This window comes from Saccharothrix deserti (assembly GCF_009769385.1).
Classification (GTDB): Bacteria; Actinomycetota; Actinomycetes; order Mycobacteriales; family Pseudonocardiaceae; genus Actinosynnema; species Actinosynnema deserti.
Genome location: NZ_VKAB01000001.1, coordinates 546,509 through 563,255 on the forward strand (window position 1 = coordinate 546,509; position 16,747 = coordinate 563,255).

General features: G+C 70.9%; 20 protein-coding genes. 7 read left to right on the plus strand and 13 right to left on the minus strand.

Going from position 1 to position 16,747, the window contains the following annotated elements:
* Positions 1-20: 20 nt before the first annotated feature.
* Complete coding sequence (locus FM051_RS14090) at positions 21-1,019, minus strand: hypothetical protein (protein ID WP_238412369.1); 999 nt, start codon at positions 1,017-1,019, stop codon at positions 21-23.
* Positions 1,020-1,148: 129 nt separating this feature from the next.
* Here FM051_RS14090 and FM051_RS14095 point away from each other — a divergent pair, with 129 nt between their 5' ends.
* Positions 1,149-2,681 carry an alpha/beta hydrolase gene (locus FM051_RS14095; protein WP_158843358.1) on the plus strand — a complete coding sequence of 511 codons (1,533 nt, stop codon included), beginning with the start codon at positions 1,149-1,151 and terminating at the stop codon, positions 2,679-2,681.
* Positions 2,682-2,685: 4 nt separating this feature from the next.
* On the opposite strand, the gene FM051_RS14100 is transcribed toward FM051_RS14095, so the two are convergent.
* The 7 genes from FM051_RS14100 to FM051_RS14130 all read right to left on the minus strand — a co-directional run bounded on the left by FM051_RS14100 (position 2,686) and on the right by FM051_RS14130 (position 9,094).
* Positions 2,686-3,339: a response regulator gene (locus FM051_RS14100; protein ID WP_158843359.1), complete on the minus strand. Its 654-nt coding sequence runs from the start codon at positions 3,337-3,339 to the stop codon at positions 2,686-2,688.
* A 61-nt stretch (positions 3,340-3,400) separates the two neighbouring features.
* Positions 3,401-4,978, minus strand: coding sequence for a sensor histidine kinase (locus tag FM051_RS14105; protein ID WP_158843360.1), 1,578 nt, complete (start codon positions 4,976-4,978; stop codon positions 3,401-3,403).
* A 56-nt stretch (positions 4,979-5,034) separates the two neighbouring features.
* The gene (locus FM051_RS14110) at positions 5,035-5,433 is read right to left on the minus strand and encodes a pyridoxamine 5'-phosphate oxidase family protein (protein ID WP_158843361.1); all 399 of its coding nucleotides are present in this window, start codon (positions 5,431-5,433) and stop codon (positions 5,035-5,037) included.
* 419 nt (positions 5,434-5,852) lie between these two features.
* Positions 5,853-6,362 (minus strand): hypothetical protein, encoded by a 510-nt coding sequence (locus FM051_RS14115; RefSeq protein WP_158843362.1) that lies wholly within the window; start codon positions 6,360-6,362, stop codon positions 5,853-5,855.
* Entirely contained in the window at positions 6,359-6,940 is a 582-nt protein-coding gene (locus FM051_RS14120) for a hypothetical protein (RefSeq protein ID WP_158843363.1), read from the minus strand. The genes FM051_RS14115 and FM051_RS14120 overlap by 4 nt, the downstream gene beginning before the upstream one ends.
* Positions 6,937-7,902, minus strand: coding sequence for a methylmalonyl Co-A mutase-associated GTPase MeaB (meaB, locus tag FM051_RS14125; protein WP_158843364.1), 966 nt, complete (start codon positions 7,900-7,902; stop codon positions 6,937-6,939). The genes FM051_RS14120 and meaB overlap by 4 nt, the downstream gene beginning before the upstream one ends.
* Positions 7,903-7,906: 4 nt before the next feature.
* Positions 7,907-9,094 (minus strand): acetyl-CoA C-acetyltransferase, encoded by a 1,188-nt coding sequence (locus FM051_RS14130; RefSeq protein ID WP_158843365.1) that lies wholly within the window; start codon positions 9,092-9,094, stop codon positions 7,907-7,909.
* A gap of 137 nt (positions 9,095-9,231) precedes the next feature.
* Between FM051_RS14130 and mce the strand changes: the two genes are divergently transcribed.
* Positions 9,232-9,681, plus strand: a complete 450-nt coding sequence (mce, locus tag FM051_RS14135) for a methylmalonyl-CoA epimerase (protein WP_158843366.1) — start codon at positions 9,232-9,234, stop codon at positions 9,679-9,681.
* Positions 9,682-9,690: 9 nt separating this feature from the next.
* On the opposite strand, the gene FM051_RS14140 is transcribed toward mce, so the two are convergent.
* The gene (locus tag FM051_RS14140) at positions 9,691-10,263 is read right to left on the minus strand and encodes a TetR/AcrR family transcriptional regulator (RefSeq protein WP_158843367.1); all 573 of its coding nucleotides are present in this window, start codon (positions 10,261-10,263) and stop codon (positions 9,691-9,693) included.
* 162 nt (positions 10,264-10,425) lie between these two features.
* The gene (locus tag FM051_RS14145; RefSeq protein WP_158843368.1) at positions 10,426-10,794 is read right to left on the minus strand and encodes an SPW repeat protein; all 369 of its coding nucleotides are present in this window, start codon (positions 10,792-10,794) and stop codon (positions 10,426-10,428) included.
* Positions 10,795-11,002: 208 nt separating this feature from the next.
* Between FM051_RS14145 and ccrA the strand changes: the two genes are divergently transcribed.
* Both ccrA and FM051_RS14155 read left to right on the plus strand, forming a co-directional pair.
* On the plus strand, positions 11,003-12,316 hold the full coding sequence (ccrA, locus tag FM051_RS14150; protein WP_158843369.1) for a crotonyl-CoA carboxylase/reductase: 1,314 nt from the start codon (positions 11,003-11,005) through the stop codon (positions 12,314-12,316).
* A gap of 69 nt (positions 12,317-12,385) precedes the next feature.
* Complete coding sequence (locus FM051_RS14155; RefSeq protein ID WP_158843370.1) at positions 12,386-13,597, plus strand: chromosome segregation protein; 1,212 nt, start codon at positions 12,386-12,388, stop codon at positions 13,595-13,597.
* 182 nt (positions 13,598-13,779) lie between these two features.
* On the opposite strand, the gene FM051_RS14160 is transcribed toward FM051_RS14155, so the two are convergent.
* Positions 13,780-14,490, minus strand: a complete 711-nt coding sequence (locus tag FM051_RS14160; protein WP_158843371.1) for an alpha/beta fold hydrolase — start codon at positions 14,488-14,490, stop codon at positions 13,780-13,782.
* Between the two features lie 50 nt (positions 14,491-14,540).
* Here FM051_RS14160 and FM051_RS14165 point away from each other — a divergent pair, with 50 nt between their 5' ends.
* Complete coding sequence (locus FM051_RS14165; protein WP_158843372.1) at positions 14,541-15,077, plus strand: GNAT family N-acetyltransferase; 537 nt, start codon at positions 14,541-14,543, stop codon at positions 15,075-15,077.
* Here FM051_RS14165 and FM051_RS14170 read toward each other — a convergent pair.
* A complete protein-coding gene (locus FM051_RS14170) occupies positions 15,053-15,811 on the minus strand; it encodes an alpha/beta hydrolase (protein WP_238412370.1) in 759 nt (252 codons plus the stop codon). The genes FM051_RS14165 and FM051_RS14170 overlap by 25 nt on opposite strands.
* A gap of 101 nt (positions 15,812-15,912) precedes the next feature.
* The gene (locus tag FM051_RS14175) at positions 15,913-16,206 is read right to left on the minus strand and encodes a hypothetical protein (RefSeq protein WP_202918819.1); all 294 of its coding nucleotides are present in this window, start codon (positions 16,204-16,206) and stop codon (positions 15,913-15,915) included.
* Between the two features lie 61 nt (positions 16,207-16,267).
* Between FM051_RS14175 and FM051_RS14180 the strand changes: the two genes are divergently transcribed.
* Both FM051_RS14180 and FM051_RS14185 read left to right on the plus strand, forming a co-directional pair.
* Positions 16,268-16,429, plus strand: coding sequence for a hypothetical protein (locus tag FM051_RS14180; protein ID WP_158843373.1), 162 nt, complete (start codon positions 16,268-16,270; stop codon positions 16,427-16,429).
* 5 nt (positions 16,430-16,434) lie between these two features.
* Positions 16,435-16,647, plus strand: coding sequence for an FmdB family zinc ribbon protein (locus tag FM051_RS14185; protein WP_158843505.1), 213 nt, complete (start codon positions 16,435-16,437; stop codon positions 16,645-16,647).
* The last annotated feature ends 100 nt before the right edge of the window (positions 16,648-16,747 follow it).

Consider the following 16,747-nt stretch of genomic DNA (forward strand, 5'->3'; position numbering starts at 1 on the left):
CACGACCCGGCCACCGGGTGTCACAGGTACTTGTTCGCCAGCTCCGTGTATTCCTTCTCCAGGTCATCCGCCAGATAGGCGACATAAGCCCAGGGCACTTCGTGCACGTGGTCGCGCATGCCGAGCAGGTGGCGCTTCGCGCGAGGCGCGTCGTCGGCCAGGGCGAAAGCCGCCGCGAACAGGTTGTGCGCTTGCAAGGCCCGCGGATGCGGCTTGGTGGGTGTCGAATCCCATTTGTCCGCCGCCGTGGCGATCTCGTCGCGGTTCCGGCTGAAGTAGCGCATCTTCAACGTCGCGATCTTCAACGCCGAACGCGCCTGCACGGCGTCCTCGAACTGCTCCAGGAAGATCTCGAAGTGCGCCAACGGCAGCATCGCCACCACCGGGTCGCCGGGCGGCGCGGCGTCGACGCTGCCCTGGGCGAACGCCATCATCTCCTCCGCCGACCCGCCCCACTTGGCGGCCAGGATCTGCAACCGCGTCCAGTGCGCCGGGTACAGCGTCGCGCACCGCGCCACGATCTCCCGCCAGACCTCGTCCTTCTGGTCCCGGTCCACCTGCAACCCGAGCCCGGCGGTCTGCAACTGCGCCCACGGCACCGCGTCCCGCGGCAGGAGCTTCGCGGCCTCGTGAAGTGGCCCGACGGCCTTGCGGAGGGTGGCGAAGAAGACCTTGAACCGGTCCTTGCCGACGGTGTCCGCCCGCCCCGAGCCGCGGATCGCCCACGCCTCCCGGATGAACGCGGTGCCGGCCAGCAGCCACAGGTCCGGGTCGGTGTTGTTCTTCGCCAGCTCCAGCAGCTCGTCGGCGTGGCCGACGGCGTGCTCGCCGAGCACCTCCACCCGCAGCGCCCGCACCTCGGGCTGCTCACGGCACTCCGCGAGCACCGTCGTCGCCGCCCTCAGGTGGCCCGCGTCCATCTCCTCGGCCGCGATGTCCAGGATCGCGTCGTCGTAGGTGTGGTCCCGCACCACCTCGCGGGCGACCGCGGCAGGCCGCTTCCTCCGGAAAATCCCCACTCCAGCGACCTTACTTTCCTCCGAGCCCGAGTGGCTTAAGTCTTTCGTAGAGCCGAACAGGGCCGTTCTGCGGTTGCCCTCCAGCCTACGTGCGCGATGGAGTTGAGGCCTCGACGGAGGGGGATATCCATGCGAGGAAGACTCGCCATCGCCGTGTCCGCGGCACTGGTCGTGAGCGCGCTGCCGACGTACGCGCAGGCCGAGCCGGAGCCGCGGCTGAACCAGGCCATCGCCGACCAGACCATCACCTGGTCGGCGTGCGCCGAGTTCGAGGGCCTGGAGTGCGGCACGTTCCAGGCGCCGTTCGACTGGCGCAAGCCGGACGACGGCCGCACCGTCACCATCGCGGTGAGCAGGCTCAGGCCGAAGAACGGCCAGGCCAAGGGCAGCGTGCTGACCAACCCGGGCGGTCCGGGCGGCCCCGGCCGGATCTTGCCGCTGCTCTACACCGGCCGCGCCAAGCTGGTCGACAACATGGAGATCATCGGCATCGACCCGCGCGGCACGGGCGCGAGCACGAACGTCACCTGCGGCGGGTTCGACTGGTTGGGGCTCGCCGACCCGCGCGACCGCAGCCGCGCCAACACCGAGCTGATCTACGACGCGGCCGAGCTGCAGGCCACCGCGTGCCAGACCCTCTCCGGGGAGTTCGGCCGCGTGGTCAACACCGAGCAGACCGTCCGCGACCTGGACCTGCTCCGTCAACTGCTCGGCCGGGAGAAGATCAACTGGATCGGCTACTCCGGCGGCAGCTGGATGGGCGCGTACTACGCCACCTACTTCCCGAACCGGGTGGACAAGTTCGTGCTCGACTCGAACACCGACTTCACCAGCACGTTCCAGGACATCTTCGACAACTTCGGCTACGGCTTCGAACGCCGGTTCCGCACCGACTTCCTGCCGTGGGTGGCCAGGTACGACAGCCTCTACCACCTGGGCACGACCGCCGAGCAGGTCCGCCAGGCCTACGAGACGACCCGTGCGAAGCTGGCCGCGGACCCGCTGACGCTGCCGGACGGGACGCTGGTCAACGGCGTCCTGCTGGACTCGGTGCTGTTCCGGGCGCAGTACAGCAAGCTGCTGTTCGCGGACGCGGCGGCCACGCTCGCGTCGCTCGACCAGGCCACGAAGACCGGCGTCACCGCATTGGCCCAGCTCCCGGCAGCTCTGGCGCAGTACCCGGACGCACAGAACGGCACGCTGTTCGCCATCACGTGCAACGACACGAAGTTCAAGCACAACCGCGCCACGCTGGCCGCCGAGGCAGAGCGGCTGGGCAGGCAATACCCGCTGATCGGCTACTACCAGGTCCTCGCGCCGTGCGCGTTCTGGGACCGGCCGCAGCTGGAGCTGAAGAAGCCGACCGGCAAGGGCGTGCCGCCGGTCCTCATGGTGCAGTCGGTGCGCGACCCGGCCACGCCGCTGGAAGGCGCCCAGCGGGCCCACCGCAACTTCGAGGGCTCACGGCTGCTCACCGTGACCGACGAGGGCGACCACGGTGTGTACGGGTTCGGCAACGCGTGCGTGGACGACATCGTGGAGGCGTTCATCGTGGACGGGAAGGTGCCGCCGAAGGACCTGACCTGCCCGGGTATGCCACTTCCGGACCCGACCGCGCCCGCCGCCGCGACCACGCCGATGCTGGTCGGTTGGCCGCTGTAACGGGCTAGATCCCGGACCCACCGGCCTGCCGCCTGCGGGCGGCGTAGACACCGGCCTCGGTCCGCCGGTCGAAGCCGAGCTTGTGCAGCAGCGAGGAGACGTAGTTCTTGACCGTCTTCTCGGCCAGGTACAGCCGGTTCGCGATCTGCCGGTTGGTCAGGCCCTCGGCGATCAGGTCGAGGATCCGCCGCTCCTGCGGGCTCAACGCCGCGTAGCGCGGGTCCTCGACCGGTCCGCCGCGCAGCCGTTGCAGCACGGTCGCGGTCACGCCGGAGTGCAGCAGCGACCCGCCCGCGGCCAGCGTGCGGATCGCGGACACCAGGTCGTTGCCGGAGACCTGCTTGAGCATGTACCCCGCCGCGCCCGCCATGATCGCGCCGAACAGCGCCTCGTCGTCGGAGTACGAGGTCAGCATCAGGCACGCGGGCGGCGGCTGGACCGTCGAACGGATCTCCCGGCACACCGTGACACCGTCACCGTCGGGCAGCCGCACGTCGATCACGGCCACGTCGGGCTTGTGGAAGGCGGCGGCGGACACGGCGGCGGCCGCGCTCTCCGCCTCGCCGACCACCTCGATGTCGGACTCCACGGTCAGCAGCTGCTGCAAACCACGCCGCACGATCTCGTGGTCGTCCACTAACAGCACCGAGATGGCCATGGCCCCTCCCCCTGTCCCGCCGTGTCCCGCCTTATGCCGACCTACGCCGAACTACGCCGAACTACGCCGACCGCAACGGCACGCACCACGTCACCGTCACGCCTTCACCCTCGGTCGAGTCGACCTCACAGGAACCGTCCCACCTCGCGGCGCGCGCCGCCATGTTGACCAACCCGCCGGTGTGCCTGCCGCGACGGGACGGCAGGCCGCCGCCGTCGTCCCGCACGACCAGCCGCAGCTCCGTCGCCGCGCGGTCGACCACGATCGCCACCTCGACCTTCTTCGCCGACGCGTGCCGGGCGGCGTTGGCCAGCGCCTCGCGCAGCGTGGCCAGCAGGTCCGGCCGCACGTGGTCGGGCACCACCGAGTCGATCGGCCCGTCCATGGTCAGCGACGGTTCGAAACCGAGCAGCCGGGTCGACTCCTGCACGACCTTCATCAGCCGGCCGCGCAGGTCGGTCGAGCCGGCGGGCGGCTCCTGCAGCGAGAAGATGGTGCGCCGGATCTCCCGGATGGTCTGGTCGACCTCGTTGACGAAATCCGCCAGCCGCTGCGCCACCATCGGCTGCTCCACCAGCCCGTTCATGCTCTGCAACCCCAGACCCAGGCCGAACAGCCGCTGCACGACCAGGTCGTGCAGGTCGCGGGCGATCCGGTCGCGGTCCTCCAGCACGGCCAGCCGCCGCCCGGCGCCGGTGGCGCGGGTGAACTCCAGGATCAGCGCCGCCTGCCGGGCGAACGACTCGACCATCGCCACGTCCGACCGGTCGAACGCCCGCTGGCCACGGGCCCGCGCCACCATCAGCACACCCAGCACCCGGTCGCCCGCCGCCAGCGGCACGAACACCACCGGGCCGATCCGGTCGTGGCCGGGCAGCCCGTCGAGCACCTTCGCGTGGCCGGTGTCGAACACCTCGAGGGCCGGGCCGTCACGGGACACCCCGAACCCGGGCAGCTCGCCGTCCATCACCCGGATCGACAGGTGGTCCTGCGCGTCGGGCAGCGCCAGCAGCGCGTTCATGCCGTCCGCGGCGAGCCGTGCGCGCACCGCGACCAGGCGCAGCGCGTGCCGGTCCGGGGTGCCGGTGAGCAGCGCGTTCGTCACCTCGTTGGACGCGCGCAGCCACACCTCGCGCTGCCGCGACTGCTCGTAGAGCCGGGCGTTCTCGATCGCGATGCCCGCCGCCGCGGCCACCGCCACCACGACCTCCTGGTCGGCGCGGGTGAAATCGGCGCCGTCCTCCTTGTCGGTCAGGTAGAGGTTGCCGAACACCTCGCCGCGCACGTGCACCGGAACACCCAGGAAACCGGGCGTGGACGGGTCGAACGTGGTCGCCCCGGATCCGGGCATCTCGAAGTCGGTGTGGTGGTGGCCGTCGCCGTAGGTGAACTCCAGCAGCTGCCGGTTCGGGCCGACCACGGCCAGCGCGCCGTAACGGGCGCCGACCAGGCTGCACGAGGACTCGACGATGCGGCGCAGCACGTCCGGCAGCGACAGGTCGCTGGCCAGCGACACGACCGCGGCCAGCAGCCGGTGCAGCCGTTCCTGCGAGACGATCACTTCGGCGGTCCGGTCGGTCAGCTCGCGCAACAGGCCGTCCAACCGCACCGCGGCGTTCGAATCCGGGGATCCTTGCACCCGAGACCACCCTCCCGGGTCGGAGGTATCCGAGGTCCCGAGGTTAACGCCTTCGACTACGGGATGCGACGCCCGCTCAGGACCTCGAGGTCGACCACCAGGTAGCGGTCGCGGTCGCCGTAGCCGCGAGAGGCCAGCGGCAGCCGTCGCAGCCGGACCAGCTGCGACTCCTCCTCGACCTCGGTGACGTGCCCGACGGCCATCACCGACCAGCCGCGGGACAGGTCGGGGGCGACGTCGTCGATCTGGAACGCCACGATCGTGTCACGGGCGACGAGGGTCGCGCTGCCGTCGGGCACGCGCAGCACCACGCAGTCACCGTCGAGCACGAACACGACGGGGTGCACCACCGGCAGTGCTTTGTCGGTGTAGACCAACCGGCCGATGCCGGCGGTGTCGAGCAGCTTCAGGCATTCCTCGCGGGAGAGGACCTGAAGCCCCGCGGAGTCGTACATCGCACCCCTTTGTCCCCCGGTCGCCGGATTAACGTTCGGCTCTGTGATCGCCCTTGCCTAGAGTCGGAAGTCCCGGCTTCGATCGCTCACCCGGATGGGGGCTTTCCACGATGGCGTGGCCTGGTGTGCCTGCTTTGCCGCGCCGACTGGGGTCTGACCAGCGCCGAACCGACCGGTGGGTGGCGCGTGTGTGCACAGATGCCGGCCGGTGGGTTGGGTCCGGCTCGCTGGCAGGTCCGTCGTGGGGGCGTGGTCAGGTGACCACCGCGCGAGGTCGCGTCGATCGTTCGCGACTCATTTTCCGGCGATCACGCTTTTCGATCGTCGGAAAATCAGGCGCGAGCGGTCTGCCCCGCCGCGGAGCGGCGCAATCGACTACAGCCAGGCGACCGAGCCCGCCGTCTGCGGAGCAGCGGCAATTAGACACTGCCGAAGATGGGCACGAGGCCCCGGTAGAGCTGGGGCGCGTGCCGCCGCAGCGCCAGGTCCAGCATCTCGCCGCCGGTGTCGTCGGCCAGCCGGACCCAGTGGCCGTGCACGCTGGTCGGGACGCTCCGGTAGGTGGCGGCGAAGGCCTGCGGGTCCACCGGCACCAGGTGGAGCCACAGCGACGGTTTGTTACCGCCGCCGCGTGCCAGCGCCACTGCGGCCAGTTCGTACCAGGGCACGGCCCACGACGCGCCCTTCTCCTCCCAGCGCAGGCCCTGTGGTTCCACGGTGAGCCGGCGCAGCCGGGCCCGCCGTCGCCAGATGCCACCGCCGATCAAGCCGCCGACCGCCACCAGCGGACCGACGATCATGGCCGCCAGGTGGCCGTCCGCGTAGGACAGGAACATCAGCAGGATGCCGAAGAGGGTCAGGCCGAGTTGGACCGCGAGGGCGGCGCGTCGCTCGGTCCGGTTGCCGAAGGAGATCTCGATCGCGTTCATGACAGCCCCACCGTGAAGCCTTCGTCCTGCACACCCCGGTACAGGTGGGGCGCGAAACCGAGCACGGCCCGCTCCACCACCGGGATCAACGCGGCCGCGTCACCCAGCGGGAGGCGGTAGGCGCCGTCCTCGCGGGCCAGGTGCGCCATGTCGGCGTGCCGTGCCCGGAACGCCTGGTGGTCGGCGGGGAGCAGGTCGAGCCGGACCATGGTCTTGCGCACGATCGCGTCGGCCGGGTTCACGACCCGTTCCCGCGTCCGCGAGATCCGCACGGCGCCCAACTCGTGCCAAGCCACCGCCCACGGCGCGCCGGTCGGGTCGTCCCAACGCACGCCCGGCGCCTCGAACACGAGCTTGCGCGGCCGGGACACCTTCTTCCAGTTCAGCACCGCGGCCAGCGCGATACCGGTGAACGCCACGCCGATGACCAGCGCGATCGTCCCGCCGACACCCTCACCGTCGGAATACGCGCTCACCGCGCCCACCAACGCCAACACACCGAGCACGCCCGACACCGCACCGCCGATGATCACCCGACGGGTGTCCCGCGTGCCGATGTCCACCACCACCGGCGTCATGCCCCTACCCCCTCGACCAGTCGATCAGCCGCAGCGTAGGGGTCCAGCTCACCCGCCACGACCCGTTTGGCCAGGGTTTCGAGCGCGGACGCGCCGCGCAATCCGCCGATCCGGGAACGCAGCCGCTCCACCGCGATGGCCTCGATCTCGCCCGCGGTCCTGGTGGCGCGGCGTCGTTCCAGCTCACCGCGTTCGACCAGCCAGGCGTGGTGCGCGTCGATGGCGTCCACGACGTCGTCCAAACCCTCGGAGCGCGCCGCGACCGTCTTCACCACGGGAGGCCGCCACAGACCTCCCTCACGGTCCCGACGACCCAGGGAGATCATGTGCTTGAGGTCGCGGGCGGTCTGGTCGGCGCCGTCGCGGTCGGCCTTGTTCACCACGAACACGTCGGCGATCTCCAGGATGCCCGCCTTGGCGGCCTGGATGCCGTCGCCCATGCCGGGTGCGAGCAGCACCACCGTCGTGTCGGCCAGCGACACCACCTCGACCTCGGACTGGCCCACACCGACCGTCTCGACCAGCACCACGTCGCAGCCCGCCGCGTCGAGCACGCGCAGCGCCTGCGGTGTGGCCCAGGACAGCCCGCCCAGGTGGCCGCGGGTGGCCATGGACCGGATGAACACGCCGGGGTCGGTGGCGTGCTCGCCCATCCGCACCCGGTCGCCCAGCAGGGCGCCGCCGGAGAACGGGGACGACGGGTCCACGGCCAGCACGCCGACCCGCTTGCCACGTGCGCGGTAGGCCGTGACCAGCGCGGACGTGGACGTGGACTTGCCTACGCCGGGGGCGCCCGTCAGGCCGATGACCTGGGCGTTCCCGCAGAACGGCGCCAGTGCGCCCGCCACCTCGCGCAGCTGCGGGCTGGCGTCCTCGACCAGCGAGATCAGCCTGGCGACCGCGCGCGGTTGTCCCTCACGCGCGCGGTCGACCAGCTCTGCTACGTCAACGGTGCGGGCCACACCTCTAGCCCTTAGGGACGCGGACGATCAGGGCGTCGCCCTGACCACCGCCGCCGCACAGGGCGGCCGCACCCACGCCGCCACCGCGGCGCTTCAGCTCCAGGGCCAGGTGCAGCGCGATGCGGGCGCCCGACATGCCGATCGGGTGCCCGAGGGCGATCGCGCCACCGTTGACGTTGACCTTGTCCTCGTCGATGCCGAGTTCACGGGTGGAGACCACGCCGACCGCGGCGAACGCCTCGTTGATCTCGACCAGGTCCAGGTCGGCCGGGTCGATGCCCTCCTTGGCGCACGCGGCCTTGATCGCGTTCGCGGGCTGTTCGTGCAGGCCGGCGTCCGGACCGGCCACGACGCCGTGCGCGCCGATCTCGGCCAGCCAGGTCAGGCCCAGCTCCTCGGCCTTGGCCTTGCTCATCACGACCACGGCCGCCGCGCCGTCGGAGATCTGCGACGCCGAGCCCGCGGTGATCGTGCCGTCGGAGGCGAACGCCGGGCGCAGCTTGGCCAGCGTCTCGACCGTGGTGTCGCCGCGCACGCCCTCGTCGGTGCTGAACAGCACCGGGTCGCCCTTGCGCTGCGGAATCGAGACAGGGGCGATCTCCTCGTCGAAGACGCCGTTCTCGGCGGCCTTGGCCGCGAGCTGGTGCGAACGGGCGGAGAACGCGTCCTGCTCCTCGCGGGTCAGGCCGTAGCGGGCGTTGAACTTCTCCGTGGAGGAGCCCATCGCGACCTGGTCGAACGCGCAGAACAGGCCGTCGTAGGCCATGTGGTCGACCATCGACACGTCGCCGTACTTGAACCCGCCGCGCGATTTCGGCAGCAGGTGCGGCGCCTGGGTCATCGACTCCTGACCGCCCGCCACCACGATGTCGAACTCGCCCGCGCGGATGAGCTGGTCGGCCAGCGCGATCGCGTCGATGCCGGAGAGGCACACCTTGTTGATCGTCAGCGCGGGCACGGTCATCGGGATGCCCGCGTTCACCGCCGCCTGGCGCGCGGGGATCTGGCCGGCGCCCGCGGTGAGCACCTGGCCCATGATCACGTACTGCACCTGCTCGGGCGCGACACCGGCCCGCTCCAGGGCCGCCTTGATCGCGACGCCGCCGAGCTGGGCGCCGGAGAAGTCCTTCAACGACCCGAGCAGTCGTCCCATCGGGGTACGGGCCCCGGCGACGATGACGGAACCGGACACAGCAGCCTCCACAGCGGGTGTAAGCGGTTGGTGTAAGCGGTTGTTAACAGGCCACGATACTCAGGGTTACCCTGCAGTAGCCTGTGAGGCGTCGCACAGCGGGACCTGCACCGATTCGGCCACTACGCTTTCCTGCCATGGAAGAACTCCGCGGCTTCGTGACCGCCATCGACCACGTCGGCATCGCCGTGCCGGACCTCGACGAAGCGATCGCGTTCCACCGTGAGCACTTCGGCCTGGAAGTCGCGCACGAAGAGGTCAACGAGGAGCAGGGAGTGCGTGAAGCGATGCTACGCGCGCCCGGTGACGACGGCACCGGCACCGCCGTGCAGCTCCTCGCGCCGCTGACGCCGGAATCGACCATCGCGAAGTTCATCGGCCGGTCCGGGCCGGGGCTCCAGCAGCTGGCCTACCGGGTGTCCGATGTGGACGCCGCGGCGGAGGCGCTGCGCGCCAAGGGGTTGCGACTGCTGTACGAGGCGGCGCGGCGCGGTACGTCCGACAGCCGGGTCAACTTCGTGCACCCGAAGGACGCGGGCGGCGTGTTGGTGGAGCTGGTGGAGCCGGCCGCGTCGCCGTCCCACTGAGGTCGTCCGTCACTGGAGTTGTGTTCGAGGCCGTTCGAGCGCGGCGGCCACGAAGGTCAGTTCCAGGTCCATCTGGTCGTCGTCCGGCGCGTGCCGGGCGACCGCGTGCCGGTAGCTGACCGCGAGCCCGAGCAGCGCGGAGGCGGTGTCGACGTCCTTCGTGGCCACCGCCGCCCCACCGGCGGCGATGATGACGTTCCGGATCTGCCGCACCACGGACTGGTAGCGGTCGTGCAACGCGTCGCGGACCGCCTTGTGCGTGTCCGCTTCGCGCCACAACAGGTGGCTGAGCAGCGGTGATGCGTTGAGCCGGGCGTCCAGGGCGGCGACCAGCCTGCGCAGGCTCTCCGCGATGTCGCCGACCACGACGACGCGGCGCGCGTCCACGGTCCCGTCCGGCAGGCGCTGCACGAGTGCCGCCAGCAGGTCGGTCTTGCGGCGGAAGTAGTAGTGCACGAGCCCCTTTGGCACCGCGGCCCGTTCGGCGATGCGCGAGGTGGGCGTGGCGTCGAAGCCCGACTCGGCGAACAACTCCTCGGCCGCTTGCAGGATCCGTTCACGGGCCGACGAGTCCTCTGCCAATGCTGTGCCTTTCCGTGTTGGGTTGCCCTGGCTCCGCCAGGGCGGGCGAGCCCGCCTGGCAGTCGGTCATCCGGCACCCGTCCCAGGTCGATCGAAAGCGTGATCGACCTGGCAGGGGCACCGGATGACCGACGCGGGCTCGCGGGCTCGTCCAGGTTGTCGTTACGCGGTTCCGGCGATCCGGCCGCTGTGCGCCGCGTTCGCCAGCGGCACCGCCATCGCGCCGGCCGCGACGGTCAGCACGCCGCCGACCCACGAGACCCACGACGCCGCTGTGAGTTCGCTGTAGCCGATCACCCACGGGGAGATGAACAGCAGCGCGCCGAGGACCATCTGGAACCACTCGCCGTAGACCAATCCAGGCATCGCGAGCGACACGAGACCATCGATGGCGATCAGGGCGCCGAGCACGATCATCGTCCACATGGCTCCCGTGGTGGTCTCCACCACCAAGGGCGATAGGAGCACGAGGACCCCGATGGCGACCTCGGCCCAGTCCTGCCACCTGGTCCACGCCTTTGCCACGGCCATGACCTGTACCTCCGTCCTTGTACACCGGACACCTTCGATGTTCCGCTTGGTTGGCCGCCCGGTCAAGAGCGACCGATAGGGGGAATGGCAGTGCGGTGCCTCACAGCGCGCGTTCTGAATCGGTTACCCGTGGGTAACCTCCGGCAACCTGCGTGGACCTCTAGAGCCACACCACCATCCGGAAGCCCCCTGATTGGGAGGGAACGCCGTGCAGAAGATCCTCGACGCGATCCTCGCGGACGAACTGGACGCGATCGGATCGCTGGACGTACCGGAGAGCTACCGGGGCGTGACAGTGCACGCCGACGAGGTCAAGATGTTCGAGGGTCTGGCCACCAGGGACAAGGACCCGCGCAAGTCGCTGCACGTCGACGAGATCGCCACGCCCGAGTTGGGCCCCGGTGAGGCGCTGGTGGCGGTGATGGCCAGCGCCATCAACTACAACACCGTGTGGACCTCGATCTTCGAGCCGCTGTCGACGTTCGCGTTCCTGAAGAAGTACGGCGGCAGGCACGACCAGCCGTTCCACGTGGTCGGCTCCGACCTGGCGGGCGTGGTGCTGCGCACCGGCCCCGGCGTGAACGCGTGGAAGCCCGGTGACCGGGTCGTCGCGCACTGCCTCGACGTGCAGTTGGAGCACCCGGACGGGCACGGCGACACCATGCTCGACCCCGAGCAGCGCATCTGGGGCTTCGAGACCAACTACGGCGGTCTGGCCGAGATCGCGCTGGTCAAGGCCAACCAGCTGATGCCGATGCCGGCCCACCTGACCTGGGAGGAAGCGGCGTCCCCCGGCCTGGTGAACTCCACCGCCTACCGGCAGCTCGTGTCGACCAACGGCGCGAACATGAAGCAGGGCGACACCGTGCTGATCTGGGGCGCGTCCGGCGGCCTCGGCTCCTACGCCACCCAGTTCGCGCTGAACGGCGGCGCGACCCCGGTGTGCGTCGTCTCGTCGCCGGAGAAGGCCGAGATCTGCCGCAAGATGGGCGCGGAGCTGATCATCGACCGCAGCGCCGAGGGCTACCGGTTCTGGAAGGACGAGCACGAGCAGGACCCGCGCGAGTGGAAGCGGCTCGGCGCGAAGATCCGGGAGCTGACCGGCGGCGACGACCCGGACATCGTGTTCGAGCACCCGGGCCGGGAGACGTTCGGCGCGTCGGTGTTCGTGGCCAAGCGCGGCGGGACGATCGTGACGTGCGCGTCGACCAGCGGGTACATGCACCAGTACGACAACCGGTACCTGTGGATGAACCTCAAGCGGATCATCGGCTCGCACTTCGCGAACTACCGCGAGGCGTGGGAGGCCAACCGGTTGATCGCCAAGGGGAAGATCCACCCGACACTGTCCAAGGTGTACTCGTTGGAGGACACCGGGCAGGCCGCGTACGACGTGCACCGCAACGCCCACCAGGGCAAGGTCGGCGTGCTGACGCTGGCGCCCGCCGAGGGCCTGGGTGTCCGCGACCACGAGCTGCGCGCCGCGCACCTGACCGAAATCAACCGTTTCCGGGGCGTGTAAAGCGAAATCACCCACGATGTGCGGCCGGCAGGTGCCGGCCGCACGTCAGGAGCGGGTAGCGTGCACGGCATGGGCCTCGCCGACGACCGTGACCTCGTCCCCCTGGGATCCGGCTTCGACATCGTCAAGCGCGGGTACGACCGCGCCCAGGTCGAGGACCACCTGGAACGGCTGGACTCCGACCTGCGCCTGCTCGCGGCCGACCGCGACGCGGCGGTGTCGCAGACCAACGACCTGACCCGGCAGCTCGAGGCGGCCCGGTCGGAGATCGCCGAGCTGCGCGGCCAGGTGGAGCGGCTGTCGCTGCCGCCCACGACGTTGGAGGGGCTGAGCGAGCGGTTGCAGCGGATGCTGCGGCTCGCCCAGGACGAGGCGAACGAGATCAAGGCGCGCGCCGAGGCCGAGGGCGGGCACATCCGCGCCAAGGCCGAGGCCGATGCGGGAGTGCTGCGCACCCGGTACGAGAAGCTCATCGCCGAACTCGACCAGCGGCGCGCCGCGATGGAGGCCGAGCACCGGGGCGTGCTGGAGACGGCGCGCGCCGAGGCCGACCGGATCGTGGGCGAGGCCCGCGCCGAGGCCACCCGGTTGGACGAGGAGTCCCTCCAGCGCCGGAACACGATCGAGGAAGACTTCGAGATCGCGATGGCGGCGCGCCGGGTCGAGTCGATGAAGACGCTGGCCGAGCAGGAGGCGTCGTCGAAGGGCGAGGCCGACCGGCGGGTGCGCGAGGCCGCCGAGGAAGCCGCCCGCGTGCGCGCCCAGATCGCCCAGGAGCAGGCCTCGTCGAACGCCGAGGCGCAGCGCCTGGTGCGCGAGGCCACCGAAGAGGCCAACCGCCGTCGTCACGACTCCATCAGCGAGGCCACGGCCCGCGTGCAGGAGGCGACCGACGAGGCGAACCGCCGAGTCCGCGAGGCGACGGAGGAATCCAACCGCCGCGTCACGCAGGCCACCCAGCAGGTGGAAGCCCTCAGGCACCTCCGCAACCGCCTGTCACAGCAGCTACACGCCGTCCGCGCCGCCCTGCACGACGTAACCCCCCTCCTGGACCCGCTGGAAGAAGAACGCCCCCAGCCCCCGTCCGCCCAGCCTCAGCAGCCTCAACCAGAGGCAGCCTCCGCCCCCGCCACCACCCCGCCAAAACCCGCAAAGGCGCAGCCCAGCCCCACCCCACCCACCTCCGAGGCCGCCACCCCCGAAGCCGAAAAGCCAGCCCCGGACGGCCCGACCCAAAAGATCGCCCGCCCCAACCCCAAGGCCCAAGCCGGCAAACGCTGAACCCCAGCTCACCCCGCGAGTCGAACCTCCAAGACCCGTGTGTCCTACGTTCAGAACGCGTGTGTCCTACATTCCGGCGGGGTGTGTCCTACGTTCGGAACGCGTGTGTCCTACGTTCAGGACCCCTGAGTTCAACGCTCAGAACGGCGCGAGCACATGCGTGCGTCCGATGCGCGCACCCGTCACACCTCGACGCGCCGCCGCCAGTCGGCCACCGCCCCGGCGAACGCTTCCGGCACCTCCAGCGGCGACAGGTGACCGGCCCCCGCCAACTCGACGTACTCCGCACGCCGCAACACCCCGGCCAACTCCCGGGCCAACGCGGGCGGCGTGAGTCCGTCGTGCTCCCCCACCAGCACCAACGCCGGCACGTCCACCCCCGCCAGCACCTCCGCCGAATCCGGCCGCACGGCCATCGCCCGCTGCGCCCACGCCACCTCCGCCGGGTCCTGCGCGAGGATCAACTCCCGCACCCGCTCGACCACCGACGCGTCCGCCCCGGGCGCGAGCAACCCGCTGACCAGGGCATCCGGCACCCACCCGACGCCCTCCGCCTCCACCCGAGCGGCCATCGCCAGCCGGTTCGCCCGTACCTCCGCCGCATCCGCCCCGGCACGCGTGTCGGCCAGCACGAGCCCCGCCACCCGTGACGGGTCGCGCCGCAGCACGGCCATCGCCACGTACCCGCCCATCGAGCACCCGCCGAGCACCGCGCGCTCGATCCCGCGCTCGTCGAGCAGCCCCAGCACGTCGTCCGCAATAGTCACCAGATCGGGTGAACGATCGCCGCCCCGCTGGTCCGGCGTGATCGGTTTCAGCAGGTCACGCACCCCGTCCCACATCCGCGAGTCGAACGGGAAAGCGTGCAGCAGCACGAGCGGAGCAGATCCCATACCCGGTTCCATACCCGGAATTGTCGGACCCCCTCGCTACCTTCGCCCCCATGACCTCCAACCCGGAACCGGACGAGATCCGCACCGACCGCCTCCTGCTCAGACGTGTCGGTCCTGATGACGTGCGCTCCGCGATCGCCGTGCTGTCCGATCCGGAGACGCACCGGTTCGCCCCGGCCGGTCCGCCGTCCGCGGAGCAGGCGGCGAAGATGCTGGTGGAGTGGCAGGCCAACTGGGCGCACGACGGCATCGGGTACTGGGCGGTGGAGCTGCCGGAGACCGGGGAGGTCATCGGCTTCGGCGGCGTGCGCCACCAGGAGCGGGACGGGGAGCCGACGTTCAACCTGTTCTACCGGTTCCGCCCCCGGCACTGGGGTCGCGGCTACGCGCCGGAGATGGCACGCGCGGCCATCGAGTGGGCGAGCCGGGCCGAGCCGGGCCGTCCGGTTGTGATCATCACCGATCCCGACAACACGCCCTCCCAGCGCGTCGCGGAGAAGCTGGGCTTCGCGCACGTGGGCGACAGCAGGACCGTCGTGGGTCCGGTGCTGGTCTGGCGGCTTCAGGAGGCCATGATGGCGACCTGATGCTGCTCGTGGGGGCCGGACCAGGTGCGCGGCAACGGCGTGGGCACCTCGGGCACGGCCGCGGACACGATCGCGTCCAGCACTTCGTCGGAGTGCCCGACCATGAGGTGCTTGGCGCCGGGGAAGTCGATGACGTCCGCGGTCGGGATGCCCGCGCCGAACCGCCGCCTGGCCTCGGCCGGTGGCAGGTAGGTGTCGAACTCAGGCACCAGGCACACCACCGGTTTGCCCGCACTCGCCCAGACACGCAGGTGCTCAGCCCCACTCCACCGCAGAGGAGGTGAGATCAACACGGCGCCCTCGACCACCGGGTCGCACCCGTGCATCAGCGCGAGGTCGGTGCCGAACGACCAGCCCACGAGCCACACCGAGGGCAACCCGCGCTCGGCCACGAACGCTAGAGCGGCGGCGACATCCAGCCGCTCGCCGACGGCGTGGTCGAACGCGCCCTCGCTGCGCCCTGCCTCACTGGCCGTGCCGCGCGTGTTGAACCGCAACACCGCGAGATCGGCCAGCGCGGGCAGCCGCCACGCCGCCTTGCGGTAGAGGTGGGAGTCCATCATGCCGCCGTGCGTGGGCAACGGGTGCAGCATCACCAGCGTGGCCCGTGGTGCCCGGTCGAGCGGCAACGCCAGCTCGCCGACCAGCGCGAGCCCGTCCTCGGTCCGCAACGTCACCGCTTCCCGGCGCGCCGGGAGCACGGTGTTGGCCTTGATCGGGCCATCCTCATCCACACGAGCGTCACCCACGACGACATCGTGCCACCCGCCGGACGCCCGGCCGGCACGTCCGTACGGCACGCCCGGCCGGCACGTCCGTACGGACGCACGCAGCGTCACCAACGACGTGACGTGGGGCCTCTCCGGCCGCGTGACGACCAGCAGCCCTGGTGCCAGTGGCGGCGGTCTTCGACCGAGCCGTAGTCGGCGGCGGGCCAGGCGACGATGTGCGCGGTACCGGGGCGGATCTCGTGGTCGCAGCCCGGACACCGGTAGGTCTTGGTGGTGGCGGCGCCGGAGACGGTGCGCACCATCCACTCGCCGTCCGGACCGCTCTCGGCGCGTGCCCAACCGTGCCCACCGATGGGTGTCGGCTCGTTGGGGCGTTGCGGGCGGTTACGGCGGGGCACGGGGAGCCAGGGTATCCGGGCTATCCGTGCCGGCCGAGGGTGATCCCCTACGGTCCACTGGGTGAGCAGGTGGCAGCGGGTCACGTTGACCGTGCTCCTGATGGCCGAAGTGGCGGTGACGCCGCTGTCGCGCTGGGGCCTGCCGTTGTCGACGCTGCTCGCCGCGGTGTCGCCGGTTGGGGTGCCCTTGCTGGTGCCGGTGCCGCCCCGCCGGGGAGAATGAGCGACGTGCCAACCTACGAATTCCGTTGCAAGGCGTGCGGTTCGACCTTCGACGTGAAGCGGTCGATGAACGAAGCCTCCGCGCCCGCGCCGTGTCCGAACGGCCACGACGACACCGTGAAGCTGCTCTCCATGGCCGGCCTCGGCGGCAAAGCCAACGCTCCCGCCGGTGGCAGTGGCGGCGGCGGTGGGTGCTGCGGCGGCGGCTGCTGCGGCTGATCCCAGCCTCGGCGAACGCGGCGCAGGACGGCACAGGCACGCGGTCGCGGTGCGGTCGGCGGGCGGCCTCAGACCGGTCGTCGCGATGCGCGGACCGTGC